The sequence below is a fragment of the Vibrio sp. 1288 genome (assembly GCF_033344475.1).
In genome coordinates this window covers 41,609-65,697 of record NZ_JAWPOX010000030.1, presented here as the reverse complement: position 1 = coordinate 65,697, position 24,089 = coordinate 41,609, and the positions used below count along the sequence as shown (strand labels likewise).

The following is a 24,089-nucleotide window of genomic DNA, read 5'->3' as shown; positions in this document are numbered from 1 at the left end:
CCATAGCGTTTTGGACCCACCTGATTTCCATGCCGAACTCAGAAGTGAAACGAAATAGCGCCGATGGTAGTGTGGGGCTTCCCCATGTGAGAGTAGGACATCGCCAGGCTTTAAATTTAAGAAGCCCGCTCGAAAGAGCGGGCTTTTTTGCATCTATAGAGTTTTAAAATTAGCTCACTTTATACCTAAAAAGTGTTCATCTAAGGTGCGATATACTTGCTCTCTGCAACCTTCCAAAAGGCTTTAACAAGCGGATTCTCCAGCTGAGTTTTGTTGCAGCAAACACCAAGTTTAAAAGGTTTAATTGGTAAGACTTTTAAACGATTTATCTTTTCTCTTACCGGACTGTTGTTGATTACAACATCAGGTGCGATACCTACTCCACACCCCAATGCAACCATACTTACGATGGCTTCATGTCCGGAGGTTTGTGCGTAGATCTTTGGCTTTATTTTCATTTGTTTGAGCCAAGTATTGGCCCTGTCCCTTGCCGTTCCTGCTTCTGGGAGTATGAATGGAATGACCGACCAGTCTGGTTTTTCTTTTTGTAGCTCTTCAGCAAACGCACTAACCCCAACAGGTACGATGACAGAAAGTGGGATTTCACTGATCGTTTCAAATGCGATTTTATTTGGCATCTGTTCTGACTTGGCTGATATGGCAATATCGGCTTCATCTGCTAGTATTTTGTCGATCGCTTGAGCTGGATCGCCGGTTGATAGTTTGAACTCAATGAAAGGGTTCTGAATACGAAAGTCAGAGATTAGCTCCGGAAGATGGCTGTAGCTTGCAGTAACAGAACAAAAGAGACGGATTTCTCCTTTCAATTCATCCTCGGTTCCTTTCAGGTGACTCTGATACTGCTGCCATTCGCCAAGAATCTTTAAGGCAACTGGGACTAGCTTTTTACCTTGGATAGTTAAATCAACGCTACGGTTGTCGCGTAAAAACAATTGTTGGCTGGTTTCCTCCTCTAATTTTTGTATCTGTCGGCTTAAGGCTGAAGGGCTAATATGCATTGCCGCTGCGGTCTTGGCGAAACTTTTACTCTCACAGAGATGAATGAAAAGTTGCAGGCTTTTGATATTCATTAAATTTTCATTTCCATGTTGCATAAATTGCAATAACTAATTGTGAATATATCACTTTAAGCAATCTCATGTCTGTTTTAGTATGAAGTTATTCGGTAAGGCAATTACTGACCTCAATGGAAGAATCTCAAAGGAGCACCCAGATGGCTAATTATTTCAATACCCTAAACTTGCGCGAGCAGTTGGACCAATTAGGTCGTTGTCGTTTTATGGACCGCAGTGAGTTCGCTTCAGAAGCGGATTATCTGAAAGGTAAGAAAGTAGTCATTGTAGGTTGTGGTGCTCAAGGTCTTAACCAAGGTCTGAACATGCGCGACTCTGGTCTAGACGTTGCTTATGCGCTTCGCCAAGCCGCGATTGATGAGCAACGCCAGTCATTCAAAAACGCAAAAGACAACGGTTTTGAGGTAGGTAGCTACGAAACGCTAATTCCACAAGCTGATCTAGTAGTAAACCTTACTCCAGATAAGCAGCACACAAACGTTGTTGAGACGGTAATGCCGTTAATGAAAGAAGGCGCAGCACTAGGTTACTCTCACGGTTTCAACGTTGTTGAAGAAGGCATGCAAATCCGTAAAGACCTAACGGTAGTAATGGTTGCACCTAAATGTCCAGGTACGGAAGTTCGTGAAGAATACAAGCGCGGTTTCGGTGTACCGACTCTTATCGCTGTTCACCCAGAGAACGACCCAAAAGGTGAAGGTTGGGATATCGCGAAAGCTTGGGCTGCAGCAACAGGTGGTCACCGTGCAGGCTGTCTAGAGTCTTCTTTTGTTGCTGAGGTGAAATCTGACCTAATGGGTGAGCAAACTATCCTTTGTGGCATGCTACAGGCTGGCTCTATCGTATGTTACGAGAAGATGATTGCTGATGGTATCGATCCTGGCTACGCTGGTAAGCTTCTTCAATACGGTTGGGAAACCATCACTGAAGCACTGAAGTTTGGTGGTATCACTCACATGATGGATCGCCTAACTAACCCTGCAAAAGTGAAAGCATTTGAGCTTTCTGAAGAGCTAAAAGAACTGATGCGTCCGCTATACAACAAGCACATGGATGACATCATCACCGGTCACTTCTCTAGCACTATGATGGCTGACTGGGCAAACGACGATGCAAATCTACTAGGCTGGCGTGCAGAAACAGGTGAAACTGCTTTCGAAAACTACCCAGAAACTGACGTAGAAATCTCTGAGCAAGAGTACTTCGATAACGGTATCTTGATGGTTGCTATGGTTCGTGCGGGTGTTGAGCTAGCATTCGAAGCGATGACGGCATCTGGCATCATCGATGAGTCTGCTTACTACGAGTCTCTACACGAGCTGCCACTTATCGCAAACACTATCGCACGTAAGCGTTTATACGAGATGAACGTGGTTATCTCAGACACTGCGGAATACGGTAACTACCTGTTCGCTAACGTAGCAACGCCGCTTCTACGTGAGAAGTTTATGCCAGCCGTAAATACTGACGTAATTGGTAAAGGTTTAGGTGAAACGTCTAACCAAGTGGATAACGCGACTCTTATCGCTGTGAATGAAACAATCCGTAACCACCCTGTAGAGTACATCGGTGAAGAGCTACGTGGTTACATGACTGATATGAAGCGTATCGCGGTGGGCGGCTAAATGACTCCATTTCGGTGTCGAAGGTGCTCGTTTACTATCGTAAAGTCCGCGCCTTCTCCTAGAAATGAAACCTTAATACAGCGTAATTTACTTAGTCTCAAGTAACGCAGTAGATAAACTCCAGGCAGACTGGAGTGATAAATACAAAATAAAACACAACATCTAATCAAAAGGCTTGGTCGCCGTTGACCAAGCCTTTTTGTTTTTAGCCGATTTATCTGCGCGCCGATAAGAAAAACGCTCCTTTGTGAGGAGCGCTTTGATACTTATTTTTCAGCAAGCTTTTCTTCAAGTTGCGCCAACTTCTGTTCCATTTCTGTTAGCTTTTGACGTGTACGTAGTAAAACTTGAGTTTGAACATCAAACTCTTCGCGACTTACAACATCTAGCTTGTTTAGCTGGCCTTGGATTACTTGACGAACTTTCTGATCGACATCAGAGCCCAATTCTTTTACAGGTTGAGGCATTGAGTCGTGAATCTGTTTAGCAATTTGCTCTAATTTCTTTGGGTCAAACATAGTGGCTAAAACTCCTTTTGATTTGTCCTCATTTTAAGTAAATGATACGTGAAAGTCGCCACTTAGATGGCAAAAAAGAGAGCGGCAATAAAAAAGGCCACCGAAGTGACCTTTTTGAATGCCTTAATAGCTTATCTGTTATCCGCTAATTCACGATGAGCTGCTTTCGCTTCGTCAACTCGCGCTAACTTCTCCAAGTCTTTGTCTTCAACAAATACTGGCAGAGGTTTGTGTTTTTCAGCTAGGTAGCTGTAAATCACAGGTAGCACGAATAGTGTGAACAGTGTACCGATTGCAAGGCCAGCAACGATGACGATACCGATACTGAAACGTTGCGCGGCACCTGCACCTGTTGCGTACATCAGTGGGATCAGACCTGCGATCATCGCTGCAGTGGTCATTAGGATAGGGCGAAGACGCACTTTCGCAGCTTCCATCACCGCATCAATACGAGACCGTTTATTATGTAACTGCTCTTCTTTGGCGACTTCACAGATCAAGATACCGTGCTTGGTTATTAGGCCGACCAGCGTGATCAAACCAACCTGCGAGTAGATGTTCATCGAGGCTGTACCCCAGGCCAATGCGATCAAGGCACCACAGATTGCCAGAGGTACAGATACCATGATGACAATAGGATCGCGGAGTGATTCAAATTGAATCGCCAGAACGAGGAAGATGATCGCAAGTGCAAGACCAAAGGTTGCATACAAGGCACTACCTTCCGTTACAAACTGACGAGATTCGCCCATGTAATCATGGTTATACCCTGCAGGCAGTTTGGTTTGTGCAATATTTTCAAACCAATTAACTGCATCCCCCATCGAAACACCAGGGCCTGTAACAGCACCCACAGTTGCTGAGTTTAGCTGGTTGAAGTGTGGCAAAGAGCGAGGCTCTGCCACCACATCAATGGTAATCAGACTACCTAATGGAACCGCTTTACCATCCACAGAGCGTACATAGTAGTTCTTCATCGATTCTGGGTTTAGACGCCATTTACGCTCAACCTGAGGAATTACCTCATAAGAGCGGCCATTTAGGTCGATACGGTTTACATAACCATCTGCCATCATGGTGCTGAGGGTGATACCAATGTCTTGCATAGTCACACCGTAGGCACCTGCTTTGTCTTTATCGATCTTGATCTTCATCGTTGCAGAATCATATTTCAGATCCAGATCGGAATAGACAAACATTGGACTGCTTGCTACTTCCGACAGAATGTCATTTGCAACGGTAAACAAACTTTCAAAGTTGTTTGGCGTTGTAATTACGAACTGTACAGGAAGGCCTGAACCAGCACCTGGTAGCTCCGGCATTTCGTAGGCAGCAATAGACATTCCCGGAATGCTCGAAACAAGCCCGCCAACACGCTGTTTGATTTCTGCTTGGCTCGCTTCTCGTTCGCCCCATGGTTTGAGTGTAGCTAAACCAAACGCTTGGTTAGAATCCGGTACACCGTTAAATACCTGAGCGTATTCCACTTCTGGTTGATCAGAGAGAATCTTATTCACATCATCCATGGTGTTTTGGATGTAGTCCAAATTCGAATTTGATGGTGCGGTCCCTATGAGTACTACAACACCTTTATCTTCAGATGGAGCTAGCTCGCTAGGAATAAACTTGAATAGGACTGGTAAACTTGCGAATACAATTATCGCAAACACGATCACCACTGGTCGGCTAGCCATTATTGCTTTTAACATGCTTGCGTAGCGATTAGTCATGCCATCAAGTACATGGTGAACTTTTTGCTCAAACTTGCTTGGCTTCTCGTTCGCCTTCAGCATCTTCGAACACATCATTGGTGATAGTGTCAAAGCGATGATGCCGGATACGAATACTGAACCTGCCAGTGTCAAAGCGAACTCTTTGAACAATGAGCCGGTGATACCACCCATCAACGCGATCGGCGCGTACACTGCACCTAGCGTCAATGTCATCGCGATAACTGGAACCGCAATTTCACGCGTACCAATAATTGCAGCTCGGAATGGCGATTCCCCTTCTTTGATGTGACGGTCAACGTTTTCTAGTACAACGATCGCGTCATCCACCACCAGACCGATGGCAAGCACCATCGCCAGTAGCGTCATCAAGTTCCAAGAGAAACCCATTGCCTGCATCACCATTGCCACACCAATCAATGAAAGTGGAATGGTCACGATAGGAATGATTACCGCGCGGAATGAGCCCAGGAACAGTGTGATAACCACAAGTACGATTACTGCTGCTTCAAGAATCGTTTTCACTACTTCGTGAATCGATTCGTTGATGGCGATAGTTGAGTCGTACATTACGTTCATTTTGATGTTACTTGGTAGGTTGCGCTCAAGCTGAGGCAACAGTTCAAGTACGTCTGCTGCAATGTTGATTGGGTTAGCACTTGGCGCTGCATTGATCGCTGCAACCACAGCCTCTTGACCGTTTGCACTTGCGCGATAAACGTCGTGACTCTTCTCTAGCGTTACTTTAGCGATATCACCTAGGCGGATGACATCCCCTTCACCAGTTTTCACGACCAATGCTTCAAGTTCAGCAACGTTTGATACCTGAGTATCTGCGCTACCGTTATAAAGTACGAACTCACCCGTCGCTTGACCGGTTGCAGATTGGTAGTTGTTGGCGTTAAGAACGCTCATCACATCCGTAGCGGTCAACTTCAAAGCGCCCATTTTGGCAGGATCTAGCCATACGCGCAGTGCGTACTTCATACCACCATACAGGTCAACTTTGGATACACCGTTTACAGTGAACAACTGCGGGTTGATTACACGCTCAAGGTAGTCAGTGATCTGGCTTGAAGATAACTCGTCACTCGTAAAGCCGATGTACAGTACCGCCGTTGTCGAACCTGTCGACATGGTTACGGTTGGATCTTCGGCTTCTTTTGGAAGCTGAGAACGTACTGAGTTCGTTTTCGCTAAGATATCAGCCAATGCTGCATTCGGGTCAGTATTCAACTTCATGTTGACAGTAATGGTTGATTTACCTAGTACCGATTGCGAAGTCATGTAATCAATATTATCGGCTTGCGCCACCGCTTGCTCCAATGGCTGAGTAATAAAGCCTTGGATCAAGTTGGCACTTGCACCGTAGTAACTGGTGGTCACGGTGACCACCGTATTCGTCATTTCAGGGTACTCACGAACTTGCATTTTGAACACCGCTTGCAAACCAAGCAATGCAATCAAAAAGCTGATCGATACCGCTAAAACTGGACGTTTTATAAAAACATCTGTAAAGCGCATGATGCCTCCAACTTAAAGCATTGGTGTTTCAGCAGGTGGGGTAGTTGCATCGCTTTCGACAATGCTTACTTTCGCATGGTTACTCAAACGGACTTGACCCGATGTCACTACCACATCACCTGGCTTCACGCCTTCTAGAATGTGTGCGATATCTTTAGAGCGTTCGCCAACTTTTACCACATGCTGCTTAACGCGTTTTTCGCCATCTTCTTCTGTTACGATGTAAACATTGTCGCCATATAGCGTAAATGTGATCGCGGTTTGAGGTAGAGTGACCTGATTTTCTAACTTAGGCAGAATGATGTTTGCACGCGCGAACATACCACTACGCAGTTTGCCGTCACTGTTAGGGATATCCGCTTGAACTTGAATCAAACCACTTTGTACGTTTACAGCTGGTTCAATCGCAGAAATAGACCCTTTGAAAGGTTGGTCTGGATAAGCGTCAACAAAGATATCCACTTCTTGGTCGATATTGATACGTGAAATATCGGTTTGCGGCACGGTAAAGCGTAAACGCATCACGCTGGTGTCTTCCAGGCGAACAATATCGGTACCCGCTTGTAGGTACTGACCTAGGTACACGTTACGAATACCTACTACACCATCAAATGGCGCTTTGATTTCGCGTCGGTCGATGGTCGCTTTCAAGCTTTCAATGTCCGCTTTTAAGGAGAAGTAGTTCGCTTCTGCTTCGTCATACGCTTCTTTAGAAATAGAGCCTTTTTTAAATAGCCCTTGGTAGCGTTTGTATTTCGCTTCTGCTGCTGGCAACTTGGCTTGCGAGCTCTTTAAATTCGCTTTCTCAACGTCAGAATCAAGCAGTACTAGTGGCTGACCTGCTTTGACTTGAGTACCGGAATCAAATGCGATTTTATCGATAACACCGCTCGTTTCGTTCGCTACCGTCACGCCTTGATTTGGCTCGATAAAACCAATTGCCTCGATGACTGGTACCCAATCCACCGCTTGCACTTCAGTTACGGTTACTGGGAATGCTGGTTCAGGGCGATTGGCAAACTGCTCCATTTTGTCTTTGATATCAATTAGTCTGTATGTAACAACGCTACCAAAAAGTAATAAAACAATTGATAGCATCAAAATCCACTTTTTCATTCTATTAAGAACTCCAAGTTAGTGTTTAATAATTGCATCCCAACTGGCTTCAATAGCGGCCTCTAATGCCGTCTTATCCAGTTGATAAAATCCCAAAGCGTGTTTCCGAGCAAGTGCAACACTTGCCTCAAAACTTAATCCAGAAAGTACTTCGTTATCGAGAAGCTTGAATACTCCCTCGTCTTTACCCTGATTAAAAAGAAGATCTACTTGGGCAAACATTTGTCTCTCAAGTTCCCGAGCTTTGCTACTATTTGAATAGGGTAAAGATTCATATTGGACTCGGTTGCTGATCGCACTTAAGTTCGAGCTCGCTAGATTCCAAATATTGAGCCACATGGTTCGATAACGCTGTTTTAAAGGCATCTCTTCACTAACACCTAGTTGCACCGCAGTAGCAACACGCTTAGCAACGTTAAGGCGTAGTTCCTCTAAAAGATGTTCTTTATCTGAGAAATAACGGTAAATCGTCCCTGCTGCGACACCTGCCTCATTGGCGAGCTTTTGCATGGAAAGCCCTTGAAAGCCAGATTCAGCAATGAGTTGTTCAGCAGCGACTAAGATTTGTTCTCGTTTATCTACAGCAGGGTTATCCTTCATAATGTCACCCTTTAGTGAATGAACGTTCATTCATTATAGCTTAAATACCCGCCATTTATGCAACAGAATATTGCACTTAATAGGTGTAAAAATTACAAGAAATCAGCATAGCTTTCACGAGGCCACCCCTTTATCATAGGCGCCACATTCATCACCCGCAGAGAATTTCTATGAAGCTGAACCCTAGTCAAGATGAAGCCGTGAAATACGTGTCTGGTCCATGCCTAGTGCTAGCTGGTGCTGGCTCGGGCAAAACTCGTGTTATTACCAATAAAATCGCTTATCTGGTTCAGCAATGTGGTTACAAAGCGCGTAACATTGCGGCGGTGACGTTTACCAACAAAGCAGCACGTGAAATGAAGGAGCGTGTAGGTCAAACGTTAGGGAAAGGTGAGTCTAAAGGTTTGATGGTATCAACATTCCACACTTTAGGATTGAACATCATCAAGCGTGAGTACAAGCATTTAGGGTTGAAAGCGGGCTTCTCACTGTTTGATGACCAAGACCAGCTAGCGCTGCTCAAAGAACTTACCGAAAAGCAGCTTGATGGTGATAAAGATCTGCTACGTCAGCTTCTGAGTTGTATTTCCAACTGGAAAAACGACATGTTGACGCCAGAGCAAGCCAAAGCGCGTGCGCAAGGTGAACAGCAACAATTGTTTGCGTTCTGTTTTGATATGTACCAAAAGCAAATGAAAGCCTATAACGCGCTCGATTTTGATGACCTAATTTTGATGCCCGTTTTACTCTTACGTAATCATGAAGACGTTCGTCAGCGTTGGCAGAATCGTATCCGTTACCTACTGGTTGACGAGTATCAAGATACCAACACGAGTCAGTATGAGCTGGTCAAATTAATTGTCGGTGAACGTGGGCGATTGACGGTCGTAGGGGATGACGATCAGTCTATTTATTCATGGCGTGGTGCGAAACCTCAGAACCTCGTGTTGCTGGGTGAAGATTATCCGAATTTGCGTTTGATAAAGCTAGAGCAAAACTACCGTTCAACGAGTCGAATCCTGCGTGCGGCCAACATTTTGATAGCTAACAACCCTCACGTCTATGAGAAGTCCCTGTTCTCTGAAATTCCTGACGGTGAAAAACTCAAAGTGTTGTTGGCTAAAAATGAAGAGCATGAAGCAGAGCGCGTAACGGGTGAACTAATTGCGCATAAGTTCCTAAACCGTACCGAATATAAAGATTATGCGATTCTATATCGTGGTAACCACCAATCACGTTTGATTGAAAAGTCTCTGATGCAAAACCGTGTACCGTATAAAATTTCTGGCGGCACCTCGTTTTTTGCGCGCGCAGAGATTAAAGACATCATGGCGTATTTGCGCGTTTTGGTTAATCCGGATGACGACAATGCATTTTTGCGCATTGTGAACACTCCACGACGTGAAATTGGCCCAGTGACGTTAGAGAAGTTAGGCAGTTATGCCAATATGCGAGGGAAGAGCCTGTTTGAGTCGAGCTTTGAAATGGGGCTCGAACAGCACCTAACGGGACGTGGCCTAGAAAACCTGCGTCGTTTCACCCAATGGCTAGTGGCGATTGCTGATCAAGCTGAGCGTGGTGATACCGTCGAAGCGGTTCGTTCGCTAGTTCGTGATATCCATTATGAAGATTGGCTATACGAAACTTCAGCAAGTCCGAAAGCCGCTGAAATGAGAATGAAGAACGTTTCTGATCTTTATTCATGGATAGTGGCGGACCTAGAGGGTGACAACTACGATCAAGAAGAGAAAACGTTAAAAGAAGTCGTTCAACGTTTGACCTTGCGTGACATGATGGAGCGCGGTGAAGAAGATGAAGACAGTGATGCAGTACAACTGATGACCTTGCACGCATCAAAAGGCCTTGAGTTCCCATATGTATACTTAATTGGGTCCGAAGAAGGTATTTTACCGCACCAAACCAGTATTGATGAAGATAACGTGGAAGAAGAGCGTCGCCTGATGTACGTTGGTATTACTCGCGCGCAACGTGAACTGACTTTCACTATGTGCAAAGAGCGTCGACAGTTCGGCGAGTTGATCAAACCGACTCAAAGCCGCTTTTTGGATGAGTTACCATTTGATGACGTTGAATGGGAAGTAAACAAAAAGCCAGTATCAGCGGAAGAACGTATGGCGAAAGGTCAAGCACACATTGCCAATATTCGAGCAATGTTTAAGAAGTAAAGTAACCTTGTTCTCACTGATTAAAAACAAAAAGGCTTGCCAACTGGCAAGCCTTTTTCGTTGATGTCTTTACTTATAGACCTTCAATCATGTGGTCAATTGCTGCGATGATTTCATCGTCAGAACAGTCCATACAGGTTCCTTTGGCTGGCATCGCATTGAAGCCTTCTAATGCGTGCTTCACTAACGTATCTTTGCCTTGTGCAATACGCGGTGCCCAATCATCGGCATTACCTGTTTTAGGTGCGCCGTTTACACCAGATGCGTGACAAGCAATACAAAAAGTACCATAAACTGTGGCGCCATCACGTGGACCGGTTGGTTCTTCTTTCACTGGCTCAGAACCTGCTAGATAAACATCACCGACAGGTTGGATGCGTTCTGCGATCGCATCGTATTCAGTTTGGCTGATGTCAGAAGCTAAAGCTGCCGTAGAAAACGTTAAGGCAGCGAACAAAACGCTAATCATTTGTCGAGACATATCCATTAAACCCACTTCACATTCCCGAGGTAAGTGACTTACCTATTTATATAGTTAGAGTATTAATGCCGAGCAGAGAAATCATTAAATTCCACTGAATGGCATAGAATGATTAGACAACTTGGTTGCAGCTGTTAAATCAATGTAAATAATGGGTGATTATATCCCGATAACTTGTTGCAATAAACAACAAGTTATCCATGACAGGGCGTGAATCACATCAAAAATCCACTTTAACGGAAGATAACTGTCGAAAAAGAGACCAAACGATAAAAAAAGTAAAAAAAGTACTAGACGGCATAGTGTGATATCCGTATTATTCCACTCCGCCGATAGGGCATGCGCCCGTAGCTCAGTTGGATAGAGCGTTGGCCTCCGGAGCCAAAGGTCGAAGGTTCGAATCCTTTCGGGCGTACCATTGCCTCGGAGGATACATCGGTAAAAATCAGTGGTGGCTATAGCTCAGTTGGTAGAGCCCCGGATTGTGATTCCGGTTGTCGCGAGTTCAAGTCTCGTTAGCCACCCCATTCTTTCTTTTTTAGATTGAATGCGGTAGCATTGCTCCCAATCTTGATTCAATCAAGATAAAACATCGTCGGTGAATAGCGCAGCTTGGTAGCGCATCTGGTTTGGGACCAGAGGGTCGGGGGTTCGAATCCCTCTTCACCGACCACTATTTAGTTTATGGCTCGAATAGAGCGGTAAACAGCAAAAATTGATGGTGGCTATAGCTCAGTTGGTAGAGCCCTGGATTGTGATTCCGGTGGTCGCGAGTTCGAATCTCGTTAGCCACCCCATTAATTAAGGTGACTTCTTAGTTGAAGTGTCCTGTCTGATTTGAGAAAATCAGAAAATACAGTTCGGTGAATAGCGCAGCTTGGTAGCGCATCTGGTTTGGGACCAGAGGGTCGGGGGTTCGAATCCCTCTTCACCGACCACTATTTAAAGCCTCAGTCGAAAGACTGGGGCTTTTTTACATTTAAAATTTAGAGTGTAGGGACCTGAGGGGCGTGGGCTAGAGCACCAGCCCGGTGTAACGTCAGTCCGCAGGGAGCCCTGCCGCGTCGAATCCTCTTTACCGACCACTATTAGAAAGCTTGCTTTTTAGCAGGCTTTCGTCGTTTTAGAGTTTATGATCTCGCTTGGACTGTATTAGTCGGTAATGTATGAATGGATTTGAACCCAAGTGGGGTTCGCCTGAAGTTAGAATTCGGCTCTTCACCGACCGCTATTTAGAGCCTCAGTCGAAAGACTGGGGCTTTTTTGCATCTCTCCTGAAAAGAATCGGCATTCCATTTCAATTTTCCCCAAAAGTGTACAGCTCTAGGGGCTTTTGACCACCTATGATCTAAATGCTTTTCGAGCTGACAAAATAAACCCCAGAGCAGTGTCTGGGGTTTGTAGTTTTCTAATCCGCTGCTTTTATTGGGCGAGTGTTTTAAGGATTTCTTTTACTTCTACCGTTTTTTGGATTTCAAAACTTGGCGTTATATCCGTTGAGTTACTTGCGCCTGTCGCATTCACCCACACACTCAAAATGCCCATATTGTTAGCGCCAGCAATGTCGGCAGGTAAAGAGTCGCCCACGTGTAGAGCCTCTTCTGGTTTTACTTCGACCAAGTCGAGCGCTTTTTGGAAAATACTTGTAGCAGGTTTCTCTTCTGGCTCTTCTCCTCCCACAATAATATGGTCCACCCAGTTGCTCATTTGTGTCGCGTTTAATTTAGGGTGTTGAGAAAAAATCGGGCCGTTAGTGATCACGACGAGTTTGTAATGTTGACGAAGGTCGCTGAGCATTTCTTTTACACCAGGGAAGAAGGTGAACGCGCCCATACGTGCAGAGTCAAAGTAGTCTTGAGCTTGTTGAGCCTCTTTTGCAGTGATGCTGACGCCTTGCTCCGCCAAGATGTTTTGGATCAGGCCACAACGGAAGGCATTTTCATCGGGTAGCAGAGCCACAAGGTGAGGGAACTCAGCATTCAGCTTTTTGTATACACCCTGTAAGTAGCGCTGCAAAAACGCTTTTGGCTCGGTAACTTGTGGGTAGGTCTTATGAATCCAAGTTGTAAACGCTTGTCCTGCAACTTTATCGGCTTGTGACGTTGCACATAAAGTCTCGTCCATATCAAAAAAAATCGCTTTAAGCACAGGGGCTCCTTTTATTTACGGCTTGGCTTTGACACTGTTTATCTATTATCCCACTCTCAATTGTGTCGTAAAGGGTTAAAACAGGCGAGTTTTCTTATGACGTACGAATGAGGATAGCGGTTTAGTCAATAAACCGCTTAAGTGGCGCATAATCTGCGTTGGAGCAGGATTTGTGTGGTTTTGCTGTTTTGTTCACGTTTTGACCTATCCTTTATCTTCCTAAGTTTGGCTTTTTGTATTTGCCGACTATTTTATTAATAGTTTTTTATGTTGAAAAAACACTTTTTGCATATGATATTGTTTGTTAAATGTTAATAAATGCACATGAATAATATGGTTAATGATCTTGTTTAACTCATGTTTACTTTTAGAGCATTTTTCTAGTTTTATTGGTGCATGACGCACAAAAATAGTGTGATATGAAAATGGTTAAATACTTGTTAATGCATTTTTATTCGCTAATTGTGCGTTTATTTAATGTTTTTTCGGCGGAATATACTTTAATTGTTGCTTTTTTGTGTGATTTTTGCCAAATTATTTCCGCATTAAGATTTCAGAGTATTATTCTGAATTTGAACGGATTCATTCAGGTGATGAATGGTGCCTTTGGCGCGATTCGATACCACAGACAAGGCAGTAGAGGTCTGAAATGTCACTATTAGAAGTGAAAAACCTTCGTATTGAATACCCATCCCGACACGGCGTTCACGCTGCCGTGAAATCACTTTCTTTTCATATTGAACGTGGTGAAATCGTGGGTGTTGTTGGCGAATCAGGTGCGGGTAAATCCACCGTTGGTAACGCCGTTATTGATTTGCTTAGCCCTCCAGGTCGCGTTGCTAGCGGTGATGTATTCCTGGATGGAGAAAAAATTTCTGGCCTATCACCAGAAGCGATGCGTAAGGTTCGCGGCTCGAAAATAGGTTTTATTTTCCAAGATCCGATGACCTCGCTCAATCCACTTTTTACTGTTGAGCAACAGCTGAAAGAGACGATCCACGCCAACATGAAGGTCTCTGATGAAGAGGCGTATCAGCGCGCGCTTTCTCTTATGCAGCAGGTTGGTATTCCGCAACCAGAAAACCGCTTAAAACAGTACCCGCACCAATTCTCTGGTGGTATGCGTCAGCGTGTTGTCATTGCCATTGCTTTGGCTGGTGAGCCTGATCTCATCATTGCGGACGAACCAACTACGGCGTTAGACGTTTCTATCCAAGACCAAATCCTCAACTTGATCCGCGAGCTGTGTATCAAGAACAATGTCGGCTGTATGTTGGTTACTCACGATATGGGTGTCGTCTCCAACGTCACCGATCGCGTGGCGGTAATGTATCGTGGTGACTTGGTGGAGTTTGGACCAACAGCCAAAGTATTGGGCGATCCTGATCACTCTTATACTCGCAGTCTAATTTCAGCGGTACCACGTTCAGACAGAAAGCTAGATCGTTTCCCGTTAGTAAGCTATATCGAAGAAGCGGCGGAAATGGAGCCACTCGATATCAAGAACCACTGGTTAGGACAAAGCCAAGATGAGCGTGAGTACACTGGCCCGCTTTTGGACGTGAAGAACGTCAATCTTCGCTTTGTTACCAAAGACTCTTTGTTCGAGAGCCGCCGAGAATACGTGCAAGCATCTAATAATGTGAGCTTTGAAGTGCACGAAGGCGAAACCTTTGGTTTGGTGGGCGAGTCTGGTTCAGGTAAATCGACCATTGCACGTGTGATTGCTGGTTTATACCAACCTAACTCTGGTCAGGTGAAATTCGAGGGCATTGACCTGACCGCTTTAACCTCTGAGAAAGAGCGCCGCCCGATGCGTCGTCAAATGCAGATGGTGTTCCAAAACCCATATACTTCAATGAACCCTCGTATGAAGGTATTCGATATTATTGCTGAGCCAATCCGTTTCCATAAATTGACGAAAAACGAGTCGGAAACTCGCCAAATCGTGAATGACCTATTGGATCATGTTGGTTTGGGTCGAATGGCTGGGCTTAAGTACCCTCATGAATTCTCCGGTGGTCAGCGTCAGCGTATTTCTATTGCGCGTGCGTTGGCGACTCGTCCTCGACTTTTGATTTGTGATGAACCGACCTCAGCACTGGACGTATCGGTACAGGCACAAATTCTAAACTTGCTGAAAGATCTGCAAAGTGAGCTGAACTTGACTATGTTGTTTATCAGCCACGATTTACCTGTTATTCGTCAGATGTGTGACCGAGTAGGTGTGATGCAAATGGGTACACTTTTAGAAGTGGCACCAACAGAACAGTTATTCACGGCACCTCAACACGAATACAGCAAAAAATTGATTTCTCTGATGCCGGAGTTTACTGGCTTGCGAGAAGAGATCGAAACGGCATAAACCAAGCAATTCGCTTGGCTAACCTTTAGTCATAACAAAGACGCAAACACAACAACAAGGGATCCGTATCCCCGCATGAAGGAGTTATGCAAATGAAAACCATGAAAAGCAAATTAGCAGTGGCGCTAATGGCTGCGGGCCTAAGCTTTAACGCAATGGCAGCAGATATCAAAGTTGGCTATGCAGCTGACCCAGTATCGCTTGACCCACATGAGCAGCTATCAGGTGGCACACTGCAAATGTCACACATGGTATTTGATCCGTTGGTTCGCTTTACTCAAAAAATGGATTTCGAGCCTCGCCTAGCGGAAAGTTGGGAACGTATTAACGATACGACTGTTCGTTTCAAACTGCGTGAAGGTGTGAAATTCCATTCTGGCAATACTCTAACTGCTGACGACGTCGTGTGGACGTTCCAGCGTTTAAAAAGCTCTCCTGACTTTAAAAACATCTTCGACCCGTACGAGAAAATCGTCAAAGTGGACGACAACACGTTCGATCTTGTAACTAAAGGTCCTTACCCACTAGTGCTGCAAACCGCAACGTACATTTTCCCAATGGACAGCAAGTTCTACACTGGCAAAACTGCGGACGGCAAAGACAAGTCTGAGCTAGTGAAGCACGGTAACTCATTTGCATCGACTAACGTATCTGGCACGGGTCCATTCATTGTGACTTCACGTGAACAGGGCGTAAAAGTGGAATTTGAACGCTTTAAAGATTACTGGGACAAAGAGTCGAAAGGTAACGTTGATAAGCTAACGCTTGTGCCAATCAAAGAAGACGCAACTCGTGTAGCAGCGCTGCTTTCTGGCGGTGTTGACATGATTCACCCTGTAGCGCCAAACGACCACAAACGCGTTGAAGATGCTGACGGCATCGACCTAGTTACGCTACCTGGTACTCGTATCATCACGTTCCAACTAAACCAAAACAGCAACGAAGCATTGAAAGACGTTCGCGTTCGCCAAGCGATTGTTCACGCAATCAATAACGAAGGTATCGTGAAGAAAATCATGAAAGGCTTCGCAACGGCCGCTGGTCAGCAAAGCCCGGCAGGTTACGTAGGTCACGATGACAAACTGGTTCCTCGCTACGATTTGAAGAAAGCGAAAGAACTGATGAAAGAAGCGGGTTACGAAAACGGCCTGACGCTAACGATGATCGCACCAAACAACCGTTACGTGAATGATGCGAAAGTAGCACAAGCGGCAGCGGCAATGTTGTCTAAGATCGGTATCAAGGTTGATCTGAAGACCATGCCAAAAGCGCAATACTGGCCAGAGTTCGACAAGTGTGCGGCAGACATGCTGATGATCGGTTGGCACTCAGATACAGAAGACTCAGCGAACTTCAACGAGTTCCTAACGATGACTCGTAACGAAGAAACCGGTCGTGGTCAGTACAACTGTGGTTACTACTCAAACCCAGAAATGGACAAAGTGGTTGAAGCTGCGAACGTAGAAACGGATCCTGCGAAACGTGCAGAAATGCTGAAAGGTGTAGAAGCAACACTATACAACGACGCAGCATTCGTACCGCTACACTGGCAAAGTGAAGCGTGGGGTGCGAAGTCTAACGTGAAAGCGGCAGACATCGTTAACCCAATGGTAATGCCTTACTTCGGTGACCTAGTGGTTGAATAATCACGGTTAGTCGACTTTGAGGAGGGATGGATTTCCCTCCTCAACTTAAAGCACTCGACTCAGTTTTGTTTCAGTCGGATTGAGTGGGTTATTTAGACTGAATTTTCTCTCTAATTTAGAGATCTATGGATAGTTAAGGGGCAAGGAATGTTTTCGTTTCTGGTCAAGCGCCTGTTTCAGGCACTGATAGTGATGTTTGTGATCAGTTTGGTGGCGTTTGCCATTCAGGACAACCTGGGTGATCCGCTGCGTGAGCTTGTAGGTCAGTCGGTTTCGGAATCGGAGCGTCAAGCGCTACGCGACGACTTGGGCCTGAACGATCCCTTTATCACAAAGTACACGCGCTTTGTGGGTAATGCACTGCAAGGTGATTTGGGTACCTCATATTTTTTCAAGCGACCTGCGGTTGAGGTGATCCTCGATAAGCTGGTGGCAACATTAGAGCTCGTGTTTGGCGCGACGCTCATCATTATCGTTTTCTCTATACCACTCGGGGTGTATTCCGCGATTCACCCGAAGAGTGTCTTTACCAAATTTGTTATGGCGATGAGTAGTGTCGGCATCTCGATTCCGGTGTTCCTAACCGCAATCATGCTGATGTACGTCTTCTCCATCGAACTCGGCTGGCTGCCTTCCTATGGGCGAGGTGAAACCGCTAACGTACTCGGTTGGGAATCTGGCTTCTTTACCATTGATGGTATCAAGCACCTCATCCTACCTTGTATTGCGCTAGCGTCTATCATGCTGCCGTTGTTCATCCGTTTGGTACGTTCAGAAATGCTGGAAGTACTGAGTTCGGAATACATTAAGTTCGCCAAAGCAAAAGGTTTGAACTTGCAAAAGATTTATTACCAACATGCACTTAAGAACACCATGCTACCAGTATTGACGGTAGGTGGCGTGCAGATTGGTACCATGGTGGCCTACACCATTCTTACTGAAACCGTGTTCCAATGGCCGGGCACTGGCTTCCTTTTCCTAGAGGCAATCAACCGTGTAGATACACCGCTGATCACTGCCTACGTTATCTTTGTTGGTCTGATCTTCGTGGTAACCAATACCATCGTTGACTTGCTGTACGGCATCATCAACCCAACTGTGAACCTAACTGGAAAAGGAGCTTAATCATGAGCCAATCAAATTTAACACCAGCTCCTGCTCCATCAGCGTGGCAGCGTTTCAAAGAGTCAGATTTTCTGTATTACTTCAAACGCGACAAAGTGGCGATGGCGAGTTTTACCGTCTTTATGATGTTCTTAGTATTGGCATTGGCTGCACCGATTCTTGCGCCAACAGACCCGTACGATCTGACGTCTATCGACATCATGGACTCTGAGTTGCCACCTTCGTGGATGGAAGATGGCGATGAGCGCTTTGTGTTGGGTACTGACGAGCAAGGCCGCGATATTTTATCGACCATTCTTTACGGCTCTCGTTTGTCTTTGACGATCGGCTTTTTAGCCGTCGGTCTTCAGTTGGTACTGGGTATCATCATTGGTTTGTCGGCGGGTTACTTCGGTGGTCGTATCGATAGCTTCTTGATGCGCTTTGCGGATGTTCAACTATCGTTCTCAACCATGATGGTGGCGATCATCGTATCGGCCATCTTCAAAGCCAGCTTTGGCAGTGATTTTTACAGCCAATATGCGGTGGTCATGCTGGTGGTGATCATCGGTGTGGCAGAATGGCCGCAATACGCACGTACCATTCGCGCCTCGGTATTGGCAGAGAAGAAGAAAGAATACGTCGAAGCGGCGCGTGTGATGGGCTTTAAAGCTCCGCGAATCATGTTCCGTCACATTCTGCCGAACTGTCTATCGCCAATCTTGGTTATCTCGACGGTACAGGTAGCGAACGCGATCATGTCGGAAGCGGCACTGTCATTCCTAGGTTTGGGTCTTCCTGTTGATCAGCCGTCACTAGGTGCGCTGATCAGCATCGGCTTTAACTACATCTTCTCAGGTGCGTGGTGGATTACTGCCTTCCCAGGCATCGTGCTCGTAACATTGGTTTTGGTTATCAACCTGTTGGGCGACTGGCTACGTGATGTATTCAACCCGAAACTGTACAAAGGATAAGAATTTTCCCACCAAGCGTTGTAAATTCGCTTAATTCCTTCCTAAACTGAGAGCCGGATGCAAATTCCGGCTCTTTTTTTGCTAGTTATTCTTTGTTCACATTTTTTTGGCGCTTTGCCGCCATAATGACCTTACCCACTAATTTAGAGTGAAGTGTATGGAAATGAAGAAGGCACAACACCCATCTCGTATCTTCCAAGCAAGCCTAGCTTTCGGCTTGTCGCTGGTATGCGCCCAGTTTTCTAGCCCAGTATCGGCGGAGGAGTTCCTTTGCCAAGCCACTCAAGCCAGCGAGAAAGAATTACCGATGCTTGAGAAAACGTGCCCAATTGGTAACGGAGTATGGGGAAAGAAAGTGCCGCAGGGGGGCAACTACCTTTACTGGATTCAATGCGGATTGCTACCCAAGCCTATGTCTCTCGCGAAAGCTAAGCCTCTCTATAGTAAAATCACGACTGACGTATGGATGAAGCCTGATTCCAAAGGCTATCGCTGTTTGATTGGACCTTACAAGGCATTGTCTGATGCGAGGGATGACTTACGAGGAGTCAAAACCTTGTCGAATTACAAAGAGGCGTTCATCCGAGTGGTTGGGAAAGGGACGAAACAACCAGTAACACCACCTACACCTAAATCTACTGTATCGTCGAAATCAGCCGCATCTTCGGTTAAGCCAACACCGACGGTGACCCCGAAACCCGCGCCAGTTCCTGCTGTGCGAGCTGATACCGACGCCTTTAAAGCGCGGGCAGAGAAGCCAGATACCAAGGCAAAAAGTTCACGTGATAGCTCTTCGTCTAAGCCTGTTGCTAAGACCAAAGCGAAGCCAATTGTCACCGGAAATGATGACATTGAAGTTCGGTTGAGAACTTCAGTGCAGGGCAAAACGTACGTGGTCCCATATTTACTCGATCACCATAATCAGTTTTACATGGAACATGGTAAGCCGTGGAACCGCCTCAACTACGAAAACTCGCACAAAGTATGTCAGCAACTGGGTATGAACTTAGCTAACCCTGCAGAGTTTAAAGCGCTGAGGGCGTCTGGGGTGATGGAAAAAAATCAATGGCCACTGCAACTGCCGTATTGGGGCAAAGATAAGAAAGGTTTGTTCGCCGATCGTGAGCCCAATCAGCTCACCGGGACCTCATTATTGAACGTGGTGTGCGTGAAATAACGACTCAGATATTGTGGTCAAAATATAGAAGAAAGCCCCGAGTTCGGGGCTTTTTTGCGGTCTCAAATATTATCGCTATTTAAGTGGCGTTTCTTTGTGATGCGTTTGCTAATACGCTCTACCACTGATATTCATCTCATTTTGCGAATTATTTTCACTGAGCTTGTCGGCAGAGAGTCTATTCGTCATAATGTTACTTGTAACATTAATGATAAATCACATATTTATGGCTCAACAGAAGAAGAAAACTCGTACGACATTGCAGGATGTCGCAGACCAGGTTGGCGTCACGAAGATGACCGTTTCACGCTATATGCGTAACCCTGAATCGGTGGCAGAAAAGACTCGGGCCAAGATTGCGACTGCGATTGAAGAGATGGGTTACATCGAAAACCGTGCACCGGCGATGTTGTCAAAGTCCTCCAGTAAAGCCATTGGTATTTTACTGCCGTCTTTGTCCAACCAAATTTTTGCTTCCTTTGTTCAGGGTATAGAGATGGTGACCAAAGCCAATGGCTATGAGACGCTTTTAGCGCATTTTAGCTACGATGAGCTTGAAGAAGAGCGCAAGATCGCGTCATTACTCTCTTATCAAGTCGATGGGCTTATTCTAACTGAAAGCCATCACACGCCGCGTACATTACAGATGATCAAAAATGCGGGCATTCCGGTGGTCGAAACCATGGAACTGCCATCGGAGCCGATTGATATGGCGGTTGGACTCGATCATGAAGATGCGTCGTACACCGTGGTTAAGCAGATGCTAGATACGGGGAAGCGTACAATCGTCTATTTTGGCGCGCGTCTGGATACGCGAACCAAATTGCGGATGCAAGGTTACGATCGCGCGATGACAGAAGCAGGGCTAGAACCCAAACATGTATTAACTGGTGATCATTCTAGTTTTTCTTTAGCACATGATTTGCTCGAACGCGCACTGGAAACGCACCCAACGCTCGATGGGGTGTTCTGTACCAACGATGACATCGCAATTGGCACCATGCTGAGTGCGCAGCAACGTGGCATTCAAGTTCCACAGCAATTGGCAGTGGCGGGCTATAACGCGCTGGATATCGGTCAAACCATCAGTCCGAAACTGACCAGCGTTGATACGCCGCGTTTCCAAATTGGTGTAAAGAGCGCAGAACTATTAATTGCGCGCCTGAAAGGCGAAACGCAAGAAGAAAAAGTCTTCGATATGGGGTATCAGATCACGTCGGGAGAGAGTGTTTAACTAATTGTTAACTGCTCTTTGTATTCGCTCATCAATGGTATTGGTAGGTTAGGGTATGGCACATCAGCTGGATGCATTGGATCTCAACTTAATGCGTTTATTAAAAGCCGTGGTGGAAAACCGCAGCATCAAGCTGGCCGCAATGCAGCTTGGCATTTCTCAACCGAGCGCCAGCCGCGGCGTGATGAAGTTGAAGCAAGTATTTGATGACCCGCTTTTTGTGCGTAAAGCACATGGGGTAGAGCCATCACCCATGGCGATTCGTCTCGCCGCCGAGTTCGACAATATGGTTGCGCCACTGGAAAAAGTGGTGCAAGAATTTGAAGTGTTCGACCCACTGCAATACCAAGGGCAGATTGCGATTGTAACTGATCCTTATTTGATGGATGAACAAGGGCAGCGACTGCTCACTGGTTGTCATCGAGCCTTTCCCAAAGCGCACTTTGCTTTTTCCAGCTGGAATACTTACTCGCACGATGAAATGTTAGAAGGCGAGCACGATTACTGCATTCTTGACCAAGAGACCGAGCTGTCGAAAGACATTTACATGCGCCCGTTATTCGTTGAAAAACGGGTGATTTTGGCGCGCAAAAATCACCCAACGTTGTCGAAAGTCAGCAATGATTGGGACACGGTGTCCAAACTACCACTTGTCTCTTTGCCTGCGCCCGCGTCATATAAACCGCTTTGTACCGTGGAGTCCGAGTATCGACGCATGGGTTATGAGCCAGTAGTGTTACTGAAGTCCTATAATTTGCGTTTGGCTTGCCAAATGTTGCAAGAAACCGACGCGATTATGTATGCCAGTCAAAGCTCGGCATTGTTGATGCCAGAACTCGCCTCTTACGCAATGCCACCCGTTAATCGTGAGTTCAGTCAGTTTGTTGTCTCTGGCGGTTTCCTTCAAACCAACCGCAACCATCCTTTGCACAGACACCTACATAAAGTGGTGCGACAAACCCTCAATACGCCGCTGATTTTTACGCAGTGACGTCACCTGATGGCATCAGCTGAATGAGAGAGCAGATGCTTTAACCTTATCAATGTTGTGTGATTACATAGACAACTTATTTCTTAAGATATTCAAAAATGAATATCTCAATTACCTGTCTCTTTTTCCTACCCAGCGCTAACCTTATCTCAAATAGTCAGGAGAAGTGGCTCATTTTTATCTTTTTAACTTTTTGAATGTCGATACAGGTACGCGACATTCACCATTCTCCGTTATGCATTTTTTTAATTTCTGATGGAGGATTAATCATGCTAGTTGCACGTCTATTTTTATTGCTCGCCATCGTTGCCGAAGTAGCTGGCACCAGCACTATGTCTCTTATCGGACAAGGGCACGGGTGGTGGGGCTACATCGTAATGTATGTGCTGATCGCAATCTCTTACTACTTTCTTGCGTTTGCCGCGAAGAAAATATCTATCGGTGTGGCATACGCTGTCTGGGAAGGGTTAGGTATCTCGTTGATCACCGTGGTGTCGATCATCGCCTTTGATGCCAACTTAAACCATCAAGAATTGTTTGGTTTGATGTTAGCCGTTGTTGGCATTGTGTGTGTGACCTTAGGGGAATCACATGGTCAACCTAACGCCAAGAAAAATGCCGATAAACCGGCAAAAGAACGTTCATTTTCTACTAGTACAAGGTGCGAATCATGAGTCAATTTTTTACGATGTCATTTGGATTTGTCGTGATGGCTGCCTTGGTCGATATCATGGCCAATATGGCGCTGACACGCTCAAAAGGTTTTAAATATAAAGGCTGGGGCATTGCGGCGATTGTGTTGGTACTGACAGCATTCACGCTTTTGGCACAAGCGGTGAAAGAGATCGACTTAGCCATTGCTTATGCCTCTTGGGGTGCGATCGGTATCTTGGGTACCGCAGTGGGTGGAGCCTTGCTGTTTAAGCAGAAACTCAAGCCAATCGGCTGGTTTGGTATCTTTGTGGTGATTGCTGCCGTCGTAGTGATGAAGACCGCTTGATGTAATTTACTGAATGCTAGATATCGTCATTCTGAGCAGCAAGAGACGAGTGTGATTCAGAATCTACCAACACAAAAGTGTTTCGGCAGAGGTGTTTTCTCTGGATTCACAGCACCTTGATATTAGATTCCTGATCTCGCCTAGGCTCGTCGGAATGACGGATTCATTCGTTTTTTAGAAAGAACTGAGGCCAATCCCAACGCTCGTCATTCTGAACAGCGAGGGACGAACGTGATTCAGAATCTACCAACAAAAAGTGCTGTAGCAGAGGTGTTTTCTCTGGCTTCACAGCACGTTGATAGTAGATTCCTGATCTCGCCTAGGCTCGTCGGAATGACGGATTCATTCGTTTTTAGAAAGAGCAGTGGCCAATCCCAAAGCTCGTCATTCTGAATAGTGAGGGACGAGCGTGATTCAGAATCTACCAACAAAAAGTGCTGTGGCAGAGGGGATTTTCTCTGGCTTCACAGCTCGTTGATATTAAATTCCTGATCTTGCTTAGGCTCGTCGGAATGACGGATTCATTCGTTTTTAGAAAGAGCAGTGGCCAATCCCAAAGCTCGTCATTCTGAATAG

The 24,089-nt window shown here is 45.7% G+C and carries 18 protein-coding genes, 5 tRNA genes and 1 rRNA gene; 17 read left to right on the top strand and 7 right to left on the bottom strand.

The features are described 5' to 3' along the window. Positions 1-109 (top strand): 5S ribosomal RNA (rrf, locus tag R8O11_RS19060); the annotation flags it as partial. A 91-nt stretch (positions 110-200) separates the two neighbouring features. On the opposite strand, the gene ilvY is transcribed toward rrf, so the two are convergent. After that, positions 201-1,091, bottom strand: a complete 891-nt coding sequence (gene ilvY / locus R8O11_RS19055) for an HTH-type transcriptional activator IlvY (RefSeq protein ID WP_005379097.1) — start codon at positions 1,089-1,091, stop codon at positions 201-203. A gap of 143 nt (positions 1,092-1,234) precedes the next feature. Here ilvY and ilvC point away from each other — a divergent pair, with 143 nt between their 5' ends. Beyond that, the gene (gene ilvC / locus R8O11_RS19050; RefSeq protein ID WP_005379098.1) at positions 1,235-2,719 is read left to right on the top strand and encodes a ketol-acid reductoisomerase; all 1,485 of its coding nucleotides are present in this window, start codon (positions 1,235-1,237) and stop codon (positions 2,717-2,719) included. A 266-nt stretch (positions 2,720-2,985) separates the two neighbouring features. On the opposite strand, the gene ubiK is transcribed toward ilvC, so the two are convergent. From ubiK to R8O11_RS19030, 4 genes are all read right to left on the bottom strand, one after another. Continuing rightward, positions 2,986-3,237 (bottom strand): ubiquinone biosynthesis accessory factor UbiK, encoded by a 252-nt coding sequence (ubiK, locus tag R8O11_RS19045; RefSeq protein WP_005379099.1) that lies wholly within the window; start codon positions 3,235-3,237, stop codon positions 2,986-2,988. A 131-nt stretch (positions 3,238-3,368) separates the two neighbouring features. After that, positions 3,369-6,491 (bottom strand): multidrug efflux RND transporter permease subunit VmeD, encoded by a 3,123-nt coding sequence (gene vmeD, locus R8O11_RS19040; protein ID WP_104975727.1) that lies wholly within the window; start codon positions 6,489-6,491, stop codon positions 3,369-3,371. A gap of 12 nt (positions 6,492-6,503) precedes the next feature. Then, positions 6,504-7,607 carry an efflux RND transporter periplasmic adaptor subunit gene (locus tag R8O11_RS19035; protein WP_053349778.1) on the bottom strand — a complete coding sequence of 368 codons (1,104 nt, stop codon included), beginning with the start codon at positions 7,605-7,607 and terminating at the stop codon, positions 6,504-6,506. Between the two features lie 18 nt (positions 7,608-7,625). After that, entirely contained in the window at positions 7,626-8,207 is a 582-nt protein-coding gene (locus tag R8O11_RS19030; protein ID WP_104975728.1) for a TetR/AcrR family transcriptional regulator, read from the bottom strand. A 170-nt stretch (positions 8,208-8,377) separates the two neighbouring features. Here R8O11_RS19030 and rep point away from each other — a divergent pair, with 170 nt between their 5' ends. Next, positions 8,378-10,393 (top strand): DNA helicase Rep, encoded by a 2,016-nt coding sequence (rep, locus tag R8O11_RS19025; protein WP_005379104.1) that lies wholly within the window; start codon positions 8,378-8,380, stop codon positions 10,391-10,393. A gap of 73 nt (positions 10,394-10,466) precedes the next feature. On the opposite strand, the gene R8O11_RS19020 is transcribed toward rep, so the two are convergent. Further along, positions 10,467-10,880 carry a c-type cytochrome gene (locus R8O11_RS19020; protein WP_005384252.1) on the bottom strand — a complete coding sequence of 138 codons (414 nt, stop codon included), beginning with the start codon at positions 10,878-10,880 and terminating at the stop codon, positions 10,467-10,469. Between the two features lie 335 nt (positions 10,881-11,215). On the opposite strand from R8O11_RS19020, the gene R8O11_RS19015 reads away from it, so the two are divergent. The 5 genes from R8O11_RS19015 (at position 11,216) to R8O11_RS18995 (ending at position 11,812) form a co-directional block, all read left to right on the top strand. Next, positions 11,216-11,292, top strand: a tRNA-Arg gene (locus R8O11_RS19015). 33 nt (positions 11,293-11,325) lie between these two features. Next, a tRNA-His gene (locus R8O11_RS19010) sits at positions 11,326-11,401 on the top strand. Positions 11,402-11,470: 69 nt separating this feature from the next. Next, positions 11,471-11,547, top strand: a tRNA-Pro gene (locus R8O11_RS19005). Between the two features lie 48 nt (positions 11,548-11,595). After that, positions 11,596-11,671 (top strand) — tRNA-His (locus R8O11_RS19000). A 64-nt stretch (positions 11,672-11,735) separates the two neighbouring features. Further along, positions 11,736-11,812, top strand: a tRNA-Pro gene (locus R8O11_RS18995). A 484-nt stretch (positions 11,813-12,296) separates the two neighbouring features. Here R8O11_RS18995 and R8O11_RS18990 read toward each other — a convergent pair. Further along, entirely contained in the window at positions 12,297-13,022 is a 726-nt protein-coding gene (locus R8O11_RS18990; protein WP_033907401.1) for an HAD family hydrolase, read from the bottom strand. Positions 13,023-13,671: 649 nt separating this feature from the next. Between R8O11_RS18990 and R8O11_RS18985 the strand changes: the two genes are divergently transcribed. The 9 genes from R8O11_RS18985 (at position 13,672) to R8O11_RS18945 (ending at position 23,513) form a co-directional block, all read left to right on the top strand. Next, entirely contained in the window at positions 13,672-15,387 is a 1,716-nt protein-coding gene (locus tag R8O11_RS18985; protein ID WP_005379108.1) for a dipeptide ABC transporter ATP-binding protein, read from the top strand. 92 nt (positions 15,388-15,479) lie between these two features. Further along, the gene (locus tag R8O11_RS18980; protein WP_318194351.1) at positions 15,480-17,033 is read left to right on the top strand and encodes an ABC transporter substrate-binding protein; all 1,554 of its coding nucleotides are present in this window, start codon (positions 15,480-15,482) and stop codon (positions 17,031-17,033) included. A 147-nt stretch (positions 17,034-17,180) separates the two neighbouring features. Further along, positions 17,181-18,158 (top strand): ABC transporter permease, encoded by a 978-nt coding sequence (locus R8O11_RS18975; RefSeq protein ID WP_005379110.1) that lies wholly within the window; start codon positions 17,181-17,183, stop codon positions 18,156-18,158. Positions 18,159-18,160: 2 nt separating this feature from the next. After that, on the top strand, positions 18,161-19,111 hold the full coding sequence (locus R8O11_RS18970; RefSeq protein WP_033907403.1) for an ABC transporter permease: 951 nt from the start codon (positions 18,161-18,163) through the stop codon (positions 19,109-19,111). A gap of 157 nt (positions 19,112-19,268) precedes the next feature. Next, the gene (locus R8O11_RS18965; RefSeq protein WP_033907405.1) at positions 19,269-20,288 is read left to right on the top strand and encodes an SPOR domain-containing protein; all 1,020 of its coding nucleotides are present in this window, start codon (positions 19,269-19,271) and stop codon (positions 20,286-20,288) included. 226 nt (positions 20,289-20,514) lie between these two features. Beyond that, positions 20,515-21,522, top strand: coding sequence for a substrate-binding domain-containing protein (locus R8O11_RS18960; RefSeq protein ID WP_054579533.1), 1,008 nt, complete (start codon positions 20,515-20,517; stop codon positions 21,520-21,522). A gap of 55 nt (positions 21,523-21,577) precedes the next feature. Next, the gene (locus R8O11_RS18955; RefSeq protein ID WP_005379132.1) at positions 21,578-22,513 is read left to right on the top strand and encodes a LysR family transcriptional regulator; all 936 of its coding nucleotides are present in this window, start codon (positions 21,578-21,580) and stop codon (positions 22,511-22,513) included. 269 nt (positions 22,514-22,782) lie between these two features. Next, positions 22,783-23,187 carry an SMR family transporter gene (locus tag R8O11_RS18950; protein ID WP_005379135.1) on the top strand — a complete coding sequence of 135 codons (405 nt, stop codon included), beginning with the start codon at positions 22,783-22,785 and terminating at the stop codon, positions 23,185-23,187. Continuing rightward, positions 23,184-23,513 (top strand): SMR family transporter, encoded by a 330-nt coding sequence (locus R8O11_RS18945; RefSeq protein ID WP_005478614.1) that lies wholly within the window; start codon positions 23,184-23,186, stop codon positions 23,511-23,513. Before R8O11_RS18950 ends, R8O11_RS18945 begins: the two co-directional genes overlap by 4 nt. Positions 23,514-24,089 lie beyond the last annotated feature (576 nt).

Bases quoted from the DNA above. Each gene is read 5' to 3' on its own strand.
- ilvY (WP_005379097.1), bottom strand. From the start codon at position 1,091: ATGAATATCAAAAGCCTGCAACTTTTCATTCATCTCTGTGAGAGTAAA.
- ilvC (WP_005379098.1), top strand. From the start codon at position 1,235: ATGGCTAATTATTTCAATACCCTAAACTTGCGCGAGCAGTTGGACCAA.
- ubiK (WP_005379099.1), bottom strand. From the start codon at position 3,237: ATGTTTGACCCAAAGAAATTAGAGCAAATTGCTAAACAGATTCACGAC.
- vmeD (WP_104975727.1), bottom strand. From the start codon at position 6,491: ATGCGCTTTACAGATGTTTTTATAAAACGTCCAGTTTTAGCGGTATCG.
- R8O11_RS19035 (WP_053349778.1), bottom strand. From the start codon at position 7,607: ATGAAAAAGTGGATTTTGATGCTATCAATTGTTTTATTACTTTTTGGT.
- R8O11_RS19030 (WP_104975728.1), bottom strand. From the start codon at position 8,207: ATGAAGGATAACCCTGCTGTAGATAAACGAGAACAAATCTTAGTCGCT.
- rep (WP_005379104.1), top strand. From the start codon at position 8,378: ATGAAGCTGAACCCTAGTCAAGATGAAGCCGTGAAATACGTGTCTGGT.
- R8O11_RS19020 (WP_005384252.1), bottom strand. From the start codon at position 10,880: ATGGATATGTCTCGACAAATGATTAGCGTTTTGTTCGCTGCCTTAACG.
- R8O11_RS18985 (WP_005379108.1), top strand. From the start codon at position 13,672: ATGTCACTATTAGAAGTGAAAAACCTTCGTATTGAATACCCATCCCGA.
- R8O11_RS18980 (WP_318194351.1), top strand. From the start codon at position 15,480: ATGAAAACCATGAAAAGCAAATTAGCAGTGGCGCTAATGGCTGCGGGC.
- R8O11_RS18975 (WP_005379110.1), top strand. From the start codon at position 17,181: ATGTTTTCGTTTCTGGTCAAGCGCCTGTTTCAGGCACTGATAGTGATG.
- R8O11_RS18970 (WP_033907403.1), top strand. From the start codon at position 18,161: ATGAGCCAATCAAATTTAACACCAGCTCCTGCTCCATCAGCGTGGCAG.
- R8O11_RS18965 (WP_033907405.1), top strand. From the start codon at position 19,269: ATGGAAATGAAGAAGGCACAACACCCATCTCGTATCTTCCAAGCAAGC.
- R8O11_RS18960 (WP_054579533.1), top strand. From the start codon at position 20,515: ATGGCTCAACAGAAGAAGAAAACTCGTACGACATTGCAGGATGTCGCA.
- R8O11_RS18955 (WP_005379132.1), top strand. From the start codon at position 21,578: ATGGCACATCAGCTGGATGCATTGGATCTCAACTTAATGCGTTTATTA.
- R8O11_RS18950 (WP_005379135.1), top strand. From the start codon at position 22,783: ATGCTAGTTGCACGTCTATTTTTATTGCTCGCCATCGTTGCCGAAGTA.
- R8O11_RS18945 (WP_005478614.1), top strand. From the start codon at position 23,184: ATGAGTCAATTTTTTACGATGTCATTTGGATTTGTCGTGATGGCTGCC.